This window comes from Gemmatimonadota bacterium (assembly GCA_039715185.1).
Lineage (GTDB): Bacteria > Gemmatimonadota > Gemmatimonadetes > Longimicrobiales > RSA9 > DATHRK01.
Genome location: JBDLIA010000091.1, coordinates 1 through 12,351, shown reverse-complemented (window position 1 = coordinate 12,351; position 12,351 = coordinate 1). Strand labels below are relative to the sequence as shown.

At 70.9% G+C, this 12,351-nt stretch carries 14 protein-coding genes; 7 read left to right on the top strand and 7 right to left on the bottom strand.

Going from position 1 to position 12,351, the window contains the following annotated elements; genetic code table 11:
• From ABFS34_13650 to ABFS34_13630, 5 genes are all read right to left on the bottom strand, one after another.
• The coding region (locus ABFS34_13650; GenBank protein MEN8376485.1) for a glycosyltransferase at nucleotides 1–1,204 on the bottom strand (1,204 nt) is incomplete at its 3' end.
• Complete coding sequence (locus tag ABFS34_13645) at nucleotides 1,201–2,031, bottom strand: glycosyltransferase family 2 protein (protein MEN8376484.1); 831 nt, start codon at nucleotides 2,029–2,031, stop codon at nucleotides 1,201–1,203. The genes ABFS34_13645 and ABFS34_13650, both read right to left, overlap by 4 nt.
• 57 nt (nucleotides 2,032–2,088) lie before the next feature.
• Entirely contained in the window at nucleotides 2,089–3,177 is a 1,089-nt protein-coding gene (locus ABFS34_13640; GenBank protein MEN8376483.1) for a glycosyltransferase family 9 protein, read from the bottom strand.
• Nucleotides 3,177–3,956 carry a lipopolysaccharide kinase InaA family protein gene (locus ABFS34_13635; protein MEN8376482.1) on the bottom strand — a complete coding sequence of 260 codons (780 nt, stop codon included), beginning with the start codon at nucleotides 3,954–3,956 and terminating at the stop codon, nucleotides 3,177–3,179. Before ABFS34_13635 ends, ABFS34_13640 begins: the two co-directional genes overlap by 1 nt.
• Nucleotides 3,957–4,027: 71 nt before the next feature.
• Nucleotides 4,028–4,447 carry a hypothetical protein gene (locus tag ABFS34_13630; GenBank protein MEN8376481.1) on the bottom strand — a complete coding sequence of 140 codons (420 nt, stop codon included), beginning with the start codon at nucleotides 4,445–4,447 and terminating at the stop codon, nucleotides 4,028–4,030.
• 130 nt (nucleotides 4,448–4,577) lie between these two features.
• Here ABFS34_13630 and ABFS34_13625 point away from each other — a divergent pair, with 130 nt between their 5' ends.
• Nucleotides 4,578–6,296: an amidohydrolase gene (locus ABFS34_13625; GenBank protein ID MEN8376480.1), complete on the top strand. Its 1,719-nt coding sequence runs from the start codon at nucleotides 4,578–4,580 to the stop codon at nucleotides 6,294–6,296.
• Between the two features lie 2 nt (nucleotides 6,297–6,298).
• Here ABFS34_13625 and ABFS34_13620 read toward each other — a convergent pair whose 3' ends face one another.
• Together ABFS34_13620 and ABFS34_13615 are read right to left on the bottom strand one after the other, a co-directional pair.
• Nucleotides 6,299–7,057 (bottom strand): hypothetical protein, encoded by a 759-nt coding sequence (locus ABFS34_13620; protein MEN8376479.1) that lies wholly within the window; start codon nucleotides 7,055–7,057, stop codon nucleotides 6,299–6,301.
• Nucleotides 7,054–7,506, bottom strand: coding sequence for a M23 family metallopeptidase (locus ABFS34_13615; protein MEN8376478.1), 453 nt, complete (start codon nucleotides 7,504–7,506; stop codon nucleotides 7,054–7,056). Before ABFS34_13615 ends, ABFS34_13620 begins: the two co-directional genes overlap by 4 nt.
• 222 nt (nucleotides 7,507–7,728) lie before the next feature.
• On the opposite strand from ABFS34_13615, the gene ABFS34_13610 reads away from it, so the two are divergent.
• From ABFS34_13610 to ABFS34_13585, 6 genes are all read left to right on the top strand, one after another.
• Nucleotides 7,729–7,932: a hypothetical protein gene (locus ABFS34_13610; GenBank protein ID MEN8376477.1), complete on the top strand. Its 204-nt coding sequence runs from the start codon at nucleotides 7,729–7,731 to the stop codon at nucleotides 7,930–7,932.
• 10 nt (nucleotides 7,933–7,942) lie between these two features.
• Nucleotides 7,943–8,398, top strand: a complete 456-nt coding sequence (locus ABFS34_13605; GenBank protein ID MEN8376476.1) for a hypothetical protein — start codon at nucleotides 7,943–7,945, stop codon at nucleotides 8,396–8,398.
• An 85-nt stretch (nucleotides 8,399–8,483) separates the two neighbouring features.
• Complete coding sequence (locus tag ABFS34_13600; protein ID MEN8376475.1) at nucleotides 8,484–9,068, top strand: hypothetical protein; 585 nt, start codon at nucleotides 8,484–8,486, stop codon at nucleotides 9,066–9,068.
• 226 nt (nucleotides 9,069–9,294) lie between these two features.
• Nucleotides 9,295–10,950, top strand: coding sequence for a winged helix-turn-helix domain-containing protein (locus ABFS34_13595; GenBank protein ID MEN8376474.1), 1,656 nt, complete (start codon nucleotides 9,295–9,297; stop codon nucleotides 10,948–10,950).
• A gap of 10 nt (nucleotides 10,951–10,960) precedes the next feature.
• A complete protein-coding gene (locus tag ABFS34_13590) occupies nucleotides 10,961–11,887 on the top strand; it encodes a hypothetical protein (GenBank protein ID MEN8376473.1) in 927 nt (308 codons plus the stop codon).
• 105 nt (nucleotides 11,888–11,992) lie between these two features.
• On the top strand, nucleotides 11,993–12,351 hold a 359-nt coding region (locus ABFS34_13585; protein ID MEN8376472.1), incomplete at its 3' end, for a hypothetical protein.

Sequence of the window (12,351 nt, the reverse complement as noted above, 5' to 3'; positions counted from 1 at the left end):
GTCGGTCCAGCCCGCGCGCCTCGTCGTAGATGCGCTCCAGCTCGGCGGTTTGCCGACCCAGGTCGAAGGACGCCAGCGCGTGCTCGCGGGCCGCGCGCGACATTGCGCCGAGCCGATCGGGCCGGGTGAGCAGCCCCACCAGGCGCTCGGCGAGCCCTTCTTCGTCGCGCGGCGCGAGCATGTAGCCGGTGCGCCCCTCCAGGACCCCCTCGGCCGAGCCGCCCGACGGAAAGCCCACCACCGGGAGACCGCACGCCTGCGCCTCCACGATCGTCATGGGTAGGCCTTCCGCGTTGCCGTCCGGGGCCACCACGCTCGGTGCAGCGAACACCGTCGATGTGCGCATGAGATCGCGGATCTGGAAAGGCGTCTGCACGCCGAGGAACGTCGCGCGCACGCCCAGCTCGTCGGCAGCCGCCTCCAGGTCATCGCGCAGGCCACCATCACCCGCGACGAGGAGCCGGGCCTCCGGTACCGCGCCTTGGACGGCGACCAGCGCCCGCAGCAGGTGGATAAGGCCCTTCTTGGGCACCAGCCTGCCGACGAAGAGGATCGTCGCGGGTTCCCGTTCGGCCTCGCTCGGCGGGGAGAAGTGCGTGGTGTCGACGCCGATCCTGTGACGCATGAGCTTCTCCGGGGGAGCGCCCGCTTCCAGGAGCCGATCCCGGATGAAATCGGAGACCGCCAGAATGCGATCCGCGACGGCGAACACGCGCTCCCGCCGACGCAGGCCACGGGCGCTGTCGCGCTTCACCGTGATGTCCATGCCGTGGTAGGTAACGATGAGCGGGACTCCGAAGCTTCGCGCGATCGGATACGCAGCGAGAGCGTTCACGCCGAAGTGGACGTGGACCAGCCGAGGCTCGTACGCGGCGAGCGCCCGGTGCCAGCCGCGAGGGACGCGGTGGAGGGCCTTTAGCGTGATCTTCCCGAGGCCAGGGATCGGCGAATGGTCCTGGAGGACGATGGAATCCGCGCCTTCGATGTATTTGCGGCCGTCTTCCTGGTATCGGTATCCCGTGAACAGGGGTCGGTAGCGTTGCAGCGCGAGCCCCTGCTGGGCGATGAACGTCTCCGACCAGGGCAGCAAACGCTTCCGAAAGATAACCGCCGTGGGGGGGCCCGAGCCCCCGGCGGGGATAGCGGCATCGCCCACCTTCTGCGTGATCGCGTTGGTGAGGGGGAGACGGGTCGGGTCGCTCATACCGGCTCGCCCTGCGATTGCCTGTCCAGCCCGGCGGCCGTCCAGATTCGCCCCGTCGCGGCCACCTCGTCGCGGATGGCGCGGTTGCGGCGCAGGACGTCTTGGTCGCGGTAGCCGCGCGGATGATCCAGGTGGACCACCGCGGCCCGGTGCCGCACCTGCGTACCGCGGACGCCGGCGTTCTCCAGCCGCTCGCCCAGCTCGCGGTCCAGGCCGCCGTAGCCCATGTCCTCGTTGAACCCGTTCACGGCCTCCAGGTCAGCGCGCCAGGCCGACGCGTTGTGTCCGTTGAAGCTGGCGCGGGTGGGCGTGAGAAAATCGAGGACGGCCCCGACGCCGCGCGGCAGCCCGAGCCTGCGCAACCGCCGCGAAGCGCGGGCACCGCGCGCGCGCAGCCAGCGATACTCGGTTGGCCGCCCCGCGTCTACGTCATCAGCGGTGATGGCGGCGCTAACCGCCTCGTCCAGCTTGACGTACCCGCCCGACAGAAACCGGCGCGGCCGCCGCAGCGCGCGGTGGACGCCCACGAAGTCCCGGCGCGCGATGCAGTCGCCGTCGATGAAGATCAGGTAGTCGTCCCCCGACGCCCGTATGGCGCGGTTGAGGATCTCGCACTTCCGAAACCCACGATCCTCGTGCCACACGTGCTCTATCGGTAGCCCCGTGCGCGCGCGCACCCGCTCGATGCAAGCGCGCGTCTCGGATCCCGAACCGTCGTCGGCCACGAGCACGCTGAAGTCCCGGTCGCCCTGGGCGGCCAGTCCTGTCAGGCTCAGAGCCAGCCACTCGGGCTGATTGTAGGTCGTGACGACGACCGAGATCGACATCTGGAAAACCGTCAGGGAGTCTTTTTGGCTGCCGCCGGAATGTGTCGGCGCGGCAGGCTACGGACCAGGGTCCGCGCCCCCGCCGCCGCGCGGGTATCGCTCCAGCGCGCGCTCGATCGACGCCGCGACCGCGTCGACCGTGACCCGCTCCATGCCGCCCGCACGATGCCGCGCCGAGAGCACGTACGCCTCGCCGGGTTCGCGCGCGTAGCCGTCCACGACGAGGTCCTGGAAGGCCCCGTAGGGCCCGTGGCGCAGGGGGTTCGTGTAGCCGTAGAGCCCCACGACGGGCGTACCTACGGCGCGCGCGATGTGGAGCGGCCCGGTGTCGGGGCTCACGACCACGTCGCACGCATCGCTCAGCCACACCAGGCGGCGCACATCGTCGCCCATCATGTCCATCGGCCGGGCCGACGTGGCCTCGTTGATTTCGCGCGCCGCCGCGCGCTCGATCGGCGACGGTCCGCCGATCAGAACCGGCACCAGCCGCAGGTCGTGCCGCACGATGTCCAGCAGGCGAGCGTAGCGCGCCGGCGCCCAGTTCTTCTCGGGCTTGCTGGTGGCTACCACGACGCCGCAGGCGCGCCGACCCTCCAGCCGATCCCGGAACGCCGCCTGGGCTGAGCGCTCGTCGGCCGTTACCTCCAGGCCCCAGACGGGCGTTCCCGGATCGATCCCCAGGTGCTCCAGAAACTCGAAGTACTGGTCCTGCACGTGGCCGGCCGGCCGGGCCGGGATGCGCTCGTGGGTGAAGAGCCAGTTGGCGTCGCGCGCGCGCCGGCGATCGAAGCCCAGCTTCACGTCGGCGGGCAGCACCGCCGCCAGGAGCCCCGCCTTCAGGTACACCTGCAGGCAGATCAGGAGGTCGAAGCGCCTGCCGGCCATGCGCGCGCGCGCCTCCGCGTAGGACCGCCAGGCGGACGCGCCGCGCCGCCGCTGGAAGACCAGAAAGTCGTGCGCCGGGCGATTGGGGGCGACGAGGCGATGGGGGACCGGCTGGATGATCCACGTCAGCCGCCACTCAGGGCGGGCGCGGCGCAGCGCCGACAGGACCGGCAGCACGTGCACCGCGTCGCCCAACGCCGTGAGCAGCAGGACGCCCACCTGGCGCGGGCCGCGCGCGAGCCGGTCCCCGAGCGCCGACACTAGCCGGAGTTCCTCGCGGTCGCGGCCGAGACTGCCTCGCGCGGGTCGCCAGCCGCGTCGCGAAAACGGGCCAGCTCCGCGGGCGTCAGGGGGCGGGCGGAGGGCGCCGCCCCCAGCTTGGCCAGCGAGCGCTCCAGCCTGTCTCTCATGCGCACGCCAGCGCTCACGACCGGCTCGGGGTGGATCAGCGCGCGGTCCAGGTCCAGCGCCCACGCCTCCAGGCCGGCGGACGTCGGCCGCAGCGCGATGTTGGTGGCGTTCAGGTCGACGTGCTCGACGCCCGCCATCGTGAGCGAGCGGACCAGTCCGCCCGCCGCCGCCAGCGCCTGGTCTCGGTCCGGAGGCGGTATTTCCGGCATCGCCGTCGGGGATCCTTCCGTCCCGCCGAAGAGCAGGGCGGCCAGGTCGAAGGCGCCGTCGATCCACTCGCTGACCAGGTCGCCGCGCGCGAACGGGCCGCGCGCGTACCAGGCGGCCACCAGGACCCTCGGCGTACGGACACCGCGGGCGCGGGCGCGCTCGCTCGCTCGGAGTTCCGCGAGCGGACGGGGTACGCCGAGGCGCAGGTACCGGTCGCCGAGAACAGGGCCGGCGACCGCGCCGCCGCGCACGTAGTGGCGGACCACCCAGGCCTGCGCGCGCGAAGGCGCAGGGGCCCGGATACGCCACGCCTCGCCGCGCCCGCCGAGCGGCGCTCGATCCGGGGCGTCCGCGGCGAAGCCGTGCACCGTCCCGGTGGCGAGCAGCCCGGCGACCCACTCAGCCAGCTCCGGGACCACCCAGGCTTCCCGGCCACTGCGCGCGCCGCGAACGTGGACGTGGTCCGCGCCGCCGCGCGGGCTCGCCTGGTTCAGCCCGCGCCGGCCTTGCGCCGGTACACGCCCACTCGCAGCGGCGGATCCACCGTATACGTGAAGCGCAGCCGGTTCTCGCCATCGACCACCAGCGTCCGGGTCGAGTCGCGCGTCTTGGGGTGGTCCTGGCCGAGCGCGTTTTCCACGAGAACCACGGCGCCTGCGCCGGCCCCCGCGACCACTTCGTCCAGTTGGCGCAGCAGGTCCGCCAGCAGCGCGGACTCGACCTCGGACTTCACGTCCCCCTCGGTGGTGCCGGCGATGACGCGCGCGTCGATCGCCTCCCATTCGTCGGCGAAGTCGTCGGCCTGCGCCCGAAAACCGTCGGTCCTGATGAAGCCGATCTCGGTGAGAGCGTTGGCCTGGAAGTTCGGCTCGACGCTCTGGATGTTCCTGCCGTACCTACGAAGCAGCATTGACCCCTCCCGTCGGTGGTGCATCGGCCCTACACTGACCCGCTCGCGAAGGTACGCGTTGCCTCGCGCGCGCGCCCGTCCCCTCGCGGAGCGGAAGCAGATTCACCTTGCCACGGCAGCGGCCCACACGATGAACCTCGCAAACACCCCTCGCGCTTCACGCCTGGCGCTCGCCCCCCTGGTGTTCCTCGTCGGAGCGTGCGCCGACTCGCCGCAAGCCACCGGCGACGGCGGCGCCGACTACGTGCTCCGCGGCGGCGTGGTCATGACCGCGGCGCTCGACGCCGAGACCGCGAGCGCCATCGCGGTCTCGGGCGATCGGGTGCTGGCCGTCGGTTCGGACGAGGATGTCGCCGAGCACATTGGCTCGGACACCCGGGTGATCGAGCTGGACGGCAGGCTGGTGACGCCCGGCTTCAACGACGCGCACCTCCACTTCGCTTCTGGTGGAGTGTCGCTGCTGCGCGTCGACCTGAACGGCACCACGTCGCTGTCGCAGATCGAAGAGCGGGTGCGCGCCGCCGCCGAGGGGCAACCGGCGGGCACCTGGATCCAGGGCCGCGGATGGGACCACACGCGGCTCCCGGCGAACGAACTGGGACCGGGAGGCTGGCCCACCAAGGACGCGCTGGACCGCGCCGCGCCAAACCACCCCGTCTACCTCAACCGCGTCGATGGGCACACAGGCTGGGGCAACTCCATCGCCCTGCGCGAGGCGGGGATCACCGCGGACACGCCGGACCCCGAGGGCGGCGAGATAGTGCGCGACGAGGCCGGCGAGCCGACCGGGATCTTCAAGGAGAACGCCGAGGACCTCGTCGCCAGCGCCATCCCGGCCACGGACGACGTGCTGCTGCGGCGAGGCGTGGGGGCATCGCTGGAGCTGGCTGCCCGCACGGGAGTCACCAGCGCTACCACGAGCGCGAGTTTCCGCGAGATAGAGTTGTACCGGCGGATGGCGGACGCCGGCGAGCTCACGATTCGCCTGTACGCGTGGGTCCCGCTCACGATGGACAACGTGGACGCTCTGCGCGCCGAAGGCGTGACCGCCGGGACCGGCGACGCGTGGCTGCGGACGGGAATCCTCAAGGGCTACTCGGACGGCACCCTGGGCTCGCGCACCGCGTGGATGCTGGAGCCGTTCACCGACGATCCGTCGACATCGGGGATTCCCACGACGCCCCGGGCGCGCATGGATTCGCTCATCCTCGCGGCCCACGAGGCGGACCTCCAGTTGGCCATCCACGCCATCGGCGACGGCGCGACGCGCACGGTGCTGGACGGCATCGAGGCGGCGCGCGAGGCGCTGGGCCCCAAGGACCTGCGCCACCGCATCGAGCACGCCCAGATCATAGACGCCGCGGACATCCCTCGTTTCGCCGAGCTGGGCGTGATCGCCAGCATGCAGCCGACGCACGCCACGAGCGACCTGCGCTGGGCCGAGGATCGGGTCGGACGCGACCGCGCGGTCGAGGGCGGCTACGCGTGGCGAAGCCTGCTCGACAGCGGCGCGCGCATCGCCTTCGGTACCGACTTCGCGGTGGAGCCGCTGGAACCGGTGCAGGGACTCTACAGCGCCGTCACCCGCCAGAGCCGGGAGGAACCCGGCGAACCGGCCGGTGGCTGGCTGCCGGAGCAGCGGCTGACCTTCGAGGAGGCCGTGCGGCTGTATACGGCCGGAAGCGCCTACGGGGAGTTCCAGGAGGACGAGAAGGGCGCGCTCGAGGCGGGCATGCTCGCGGACCTGGTGATCTGGGACCGCGACCTGTCCTCGATCCCGCCCGAAGAGATCCTGGTGGCCGCGCCCGACCTGACGATGGTCGGCGGGAGAGTGGCCTTCGAACGGTAGCGCTAGAGGGAGAGTTCGTAGACGAACCAGCCGGCCACCGTCCGGCCGCCTCGTTGCGCGGGCTCGAACACCCAGTCCGCGGCGTCCTGCAACAGCCGGTCGTCGAAACCGCGGTCCCCGGTGGGCGGGAACAGGCGCGTGGAGTCGGCCACAACCGCTCCGGTGGAGGTGACGAACACGCGCACCTCCACCTCCCTGCCGCGTACCCTCTTCGGCCGGTCACTTGGAGGGATGATGAGGCCCCGCGGCTTGGGCGGGAACAGCCTGAATCTGCCCTCGGCCGCCGTGCCTCCATCGCCCTCGCCTTCTCCCCCTTCGATGCCCTGCCCGGTCTCCGGCCCCTCGGCCTCACCCAGGCCGATCCGGTCCGAGAGCTCATCGAGGGATACCTGCTCCACCTCGGGCTCGAAGTCGACCGTCTCAACCGTCGGCTCGGGGAGCAGAATGGGCTCCGGCGGGCGCAGAATCTCGAAGGGAGTGGGGGGGCGCAGTTGTACCACCTGGACGCCGCCGCCGGCCGCCGCCGCGCGGTCGTCGCCGGCGCGCGGCCCGGCGGCCGAAAACGGCGACGGCGGGCGGCCCCGTCCGCCGAAGACCAGGAACAGGATCAGGTGCACCACGATGGACGCCAGTACGCCGCGCCTCAGATAGAGGTCGTGGCGTCTGTCCAGTTGGTCGCCGCGCCGTATGGTGTCCCGTTCCATGCCTTCTTTGACCCCGTTGGGGGGGGCGGTGTTTCCCTCCGGGCCGGCCTTCGTCACGGCCGGCCTCCCAGGAGCGGTACGGGATCCACGGCGCGGCCGTTTCGCAGCACCTCGAAGTGCAGGTGGGGGCTGGTAGCGTTGCCGGTTTGGCCTACCCGGCCGATCACCTCCCGATGCGCCACGGTGTCCCCGCGCGCCACGTCCAGCGCCGAAAGATGGCCGTACACGGTCACCAGACCGCCGCCGTGATCCAGGTACACGCCCAGCCCCAGTCCGCTGAACCGCCCGGCGCGCGCGACGATGCCCGGCTTCATGGCGTGGACTGGCGTGCCCGCGGGGGCGTCGATGTCCACGCCCTCGTGGAAGTCGGGGTCCAGGCCGCGGAAACGGAGGCCGTAGGGGGAGAGCACAGCGCCCTCGACCGGCCAGCGCGGAATCGCGCACGAGCCGAGGAGCAGGACCGAGAGCAACCCCAGTGGGCCGATTCGGGCGCTGAACCGTCGCATCTCGATCGAGGTGTACGAGCAGCGGGGTAAGCCGAGCTCGGTCGGCTCACATCATGACCGCGAAGTATAACACGGTTCCGGTCGCGCTCGTCCCCCAGGGCGAGCCGAATTACGGGGGCACGCGGGGCTGGCGTCGGCGTGAGGGGGTGATAGCTTGGGTCACTCCCGTGAGGCGGGCGTCGGCCCGCGTCGCTTTCGCACGAACGCCAAGACGAGCGATCGATGATTCGGAGACTGATTCCGCCCGCTCTGACGGTGGGTGTGCTGGCCGCTCTACCCGCCCGACTCCTCGCGCACCCCGGCCACGATCACGCGTACGCCACGCCGTTCCACGAGCTCCTCGGCGCGGCTCCCGCCCTGGGCGTACTGGCGGCGCTCACGGCGGCCGCGTTGGGCGTGGCCCTGGTGGCGTCCCGACGCGGCTAGGCGACGCCGCATGAGCGCACCGCAGAGCGCCGAGCGGCAATACCTGAGCGCGTGGATGGTGCTGGGCGCGATGGTCTCCGGCATGGTCGTGGCCGCCCTCGTCTTCGGCCTGGTCAGAGGCGGCGCCGATCCGTCCGGGCAGTTGCGCATGCTCGTCCTCGTTTGGGCCGTGTGGGGCCCGCTCTCGGTGGGGGCGGCCAAGGCCGTGCAGGTGATCGGGACGGGACGGGCCCGGGGCGCCCAGGCCGACGCTCGGACCGGCGCCGATGGGTCGGCGCCCGCCGACGCGCAGCGAGCGACGGCCGCGCACGTGTCTGCCTGGGCGCTCGCGGAGAGCGGCGCGCTCCTGGGCCTGGTGATCTACTTCCTCGGCGGCCCGTCTTACATGCTTTGGGCGCCCCTCGTCCCGGCGGCCATCGGCTTCGCCATCACCGCCCCCAAGCGGGAGTCGTTCGGGCTGCGTTGACGCCCCCCGGGGAACCGCTCCCGGCCCGCGGCAGGTAAGCAAGCGGCGCAGCGCGATACGTCAGCGATTCCTCGGGAGCCCTCCGATGCCTCTACAGCGATTCCTTTTCGCCGCCCTTCTCCTGCCGGTAATAGCCTGTGGCGATGATCCCATTGCTCCCCGGGAGTCGATCGGCGTATCCGGCTCGATCACACTGCAGGACGGCTTCGAAATCCCGCCGGGCGCGCGCGTGGTGGTCGGCTGGTTCAAGGGCGACGACCAGCCGGAGCTGTTCGAGATCTACGGGGAGGCGTCGCTGCCGCAGACTTCGACCACGTTTTCGCTGACGCTTGCCTCTCCGCCGCCGGCGTCTGCCATGCTCGGCGGGCTGCTCGGGATCGGCTTCATCCTAGTGACCGCCGACGCGGAGTTGGGCGACGGCGACTTCCTCGAGGCGGCCGACTTCGACGCGCTGGCGGGCGCCGGCGGCCAGTTCGCCGTGATCTGGACCGACGGAGACCCGCGCATCGCGCAGGAGATCGACTGGGCCGCCGACTTCGCGCCGGGCTACTCCGTCGGTCGCGGCGTCCCCCGGCAGGATGATTTCGACGCGTTCGAGCCGGCGCCCGACGGAGCCGTAATCCTGGAGATCGGCGACATCGACGCGATCGAGTTCGTCGATTTCACCTGAGTCCGAACCGGCGGGGGCGCGCCTCAGCCTCCGAAAGCGTCGTCCAGGGCGAGCTTCAGCCGGTTTCTAGACATCCAGCGCCCCCGGAGCATCACCCCGCGCGGGTCGCGCACGACATCGAGGTCGGTCAGCGGATCGCGCGGACCGGCGCGTGGCACTCCTTGGCGCAGACGCGTATTTCCTAGGGACTCGGGGACGAGGGGGGCGCGTTTTCGCGGAGGTTCACATGACGTACCGATTCGGGCCGTTCGAACTCGACCCGGCCGGCCCGATTCTGAGGAGAAGCGGGCGGACGGTACCGATCACGCAGCAGCCGCTCAAGCTCCTCCTCCAGTTGGTCATGGCCGAGGGCGAGATCGTCACGCGCGAGGCCATCCACGCCAACCTGTGGGCGCATCCGTACGTGGAGGTTGATCAGGGCATCAACCAGTGCGTTCGAAGGATCCGCGCCGCGCTGGGAGACGACCCGAGCAAGCCCTTCTTCGTCGAGACGCTGCCGCGCCGCGGGTACCGCTTCATCTGTCCCGTGGAAGCAACCGACGAGGGCCCGGCCCATGCCGCGGCTTGGCCGCGCGGGCCGTGGATCCTCCCTTGGGGCCTCGCCGCGGGAACGATTCTGGCGCTCGCGGCGTCCGGGTATCTCCTGCTGGGCGATGGGCGCTCGGGCGCCGGGGACATGGCAGTCGAGACGGTGCAGACCGCCGATCTGGTACTCGCCGGCGCCGTCGCGCGCATGGACCGGAGGAAACCCTCCTTCGTGGAGCAGGCCGTGAGCGACCTGGACGCGCTCGTGGCCAGCGAGCCGGACTTGCCGGCGCCCCGCCTCCGACTCGCCGTGGCGTACTCGACCCTGTTCTGGTACTCGGGCAGGGATGAGGCGGCGCGGGCGGCGCGGTCCCATCTGCGCCGCGCCGAGGAGCTGGGCGGCGACCCGGCTCGGGTCTGGTTCACAAAGGGAGTTCTGTCCTTCCACGACCGCGACTTCGATGCCGCGCTTAGCGCATTCGCGCGCGCGCGCGAAATCGATCCCGTCGCCATCGGCACCGATCTCGACCTGATGGTGGGCAAGACCCTGCGGCGAACGGGCCGCTGGGAGGAGGCCCGGGACGTATTCACCAGGGCGTACGAGGCCAATCCGACCTCCTTCGAGATCACCTACGCCATGGCGTCGACGTCGCGACACATCCGCGACCACGAGATGGCGAGCCGGTTTCTGGAACTCGCGCACGAGTTGGACGCGGGGCACTGGGCGCCGTGGGCGATTCGGCCCGTGGACGCCCTGCGCGAAGGCGGCGACGTCGAACTCGCGGCGCGCAGGGCGGAGGAGAGCGCGGAGGTGCTCGGTTACGGTTTGCTTTTTTCGTCGTCTCAGACGCTTGCGCGCGTCCTGAGCGACGTCGTGGTGCGCGAACGGCCGACGTTCGACGGGCCGGACTCCTATGGCGGCGCTTATCACCTGAGCATGGCAGAGGCCTATCGCGTGCAGGGGATGGCGACCCGAGCGAGGGAGCACTACGACTCCGCGGCGATCCTGCTGGAGGCTCAGGTCGCCGAAGGCGGATGGCCCGAGAGTTACCGGGGACAGCCACTTTCGTGGCTGGCTGCGGCAGAGGCCGGCAGAGGCAACAACGACCGGGCGCTTGAACTGACGCAAGATGTGTTGGCCATCGTCGCGTTGGAAGACGACGCCATGGTCGGCGCGATCCTACGCGTCCAGGCGGCTCAGATGTTCATGGTGTTGGGTGACCATGAAGCGGCTCTCGAGCTGGTGGAGTTGCTACTGGCGCGCCCATCGTTCATGACCCCGGCCCTCCTCGATGTGGACCCGATCTGGGCTCCGATCCGGGACCACCCGCGTCTGCGGGGCCACTTGGTGGGATGACGGCAGACCGATGACGATTCTTGCTCGATCTCGGCGGCTCGCCCGCGCCGCTCTGCTGGGGGCCGCGCTGCCGCTCATCGCCACGCATGGCGCGTCGGCGACCACCGAGGTGGAGGTCTTCGGCCCGGGCACCATCAGCGTGCAAGGGGAGAGCCTCTACAAAGGCACGTTCACCCCGGATGGACGCGAGTTCCTGTTCTTCCGGAAGGTCGGCGACGCGGGGGAGGACTTCAGGATCTACCGATCGGGCCTGGGGGACGACGGCTGGGGGAGCCCGGAGCTGCTCGACCTCGGTGCACCGGGCTCTTCGGACCTCTACCCCGCCGTGTCACCGGACGGTCGCTGGCTCGTCTTCTCCTCCTATCGTCCGTTCCCCGGCGATACGACCTCCTCTCCCAACGCCAACCTCTGGTTTTCGGCGCGCGAGGGAGACGGATGGAGGGCTCCGCATCCCATGCTGGGAGCTTCCGTGCCGGCCAACTACGACGCGGGGCCGTGGTTCGACTCCGCAAGCTGGCTGCACTACCACACGACCCTCCCCGACTGGTCGCAGACCTTCGCGATGCGCGTGGCGCCCGGCGCCACGCTGGCGGAGGGCGCGTCGTCGATGGATCCGCTGATCGAGCCCTTCGCCGACTGGCGCGAAGGCCTGCACGTCTGGTCCGGCACGCCCAGCCCGGACGGCTCCCTCATGATCCTGGACGTCTCGGAGATCGACGCCGAGGGTCGACGCGGTCCGACCGACCTCTGGGCGGTTTGGCGGCACGAAGGCGAGTGGACGGAGCCTCGTAGACTCGACGACGAAGTCAACCGCCCGGAATCCTATGAGAACTTCGTCGTCTTCTCGCCCGACGGCGGAGACCTGTTCTTCGTCCGGGGATTCGCAACCTATTACCGGCTGCCTGTCGATCGGCTCCCGGCTACGGCGGGCCGTTGAGGGAGGGCCGTGGACCGGCGCTGCCTGCCCAACCCCGTTGACGCCGAGGTCCGACACGGCCCTCTTGAATATGCCTGGCCGTCTACTCCCCGACGGAGGTTATGCGTGATGGATATGCCCGAGACGACCCTGGCCAACCTCACCGACTCGGACCGGACGACGCTTTCCTACGCTGCCCTGTGGGTGTTCTCCACCGTGGCCGGCTCCGACGGCAGCGTCGACGAAGCCGAGGTGGATGCCCTCGCCGAGTTGGTCGAGCGAGCCCCGCCCCGAAGCAGCGAGCTCCTGCGCGCGGTGCTCGCGGATGTCTCGAGCGGCGGGTCGCGCGTCCTGGGCGGCTACGCGGCCGATGGCCGGAGCGCGGACGAGGGCCTACGGCGAGTCGCGGCGATCCTCGACCTCAACTGGCCACCGGAGACCGGCCAGGACTTCAAGCGCGGGTTGCTCGAGATCGGTCGGGCGGT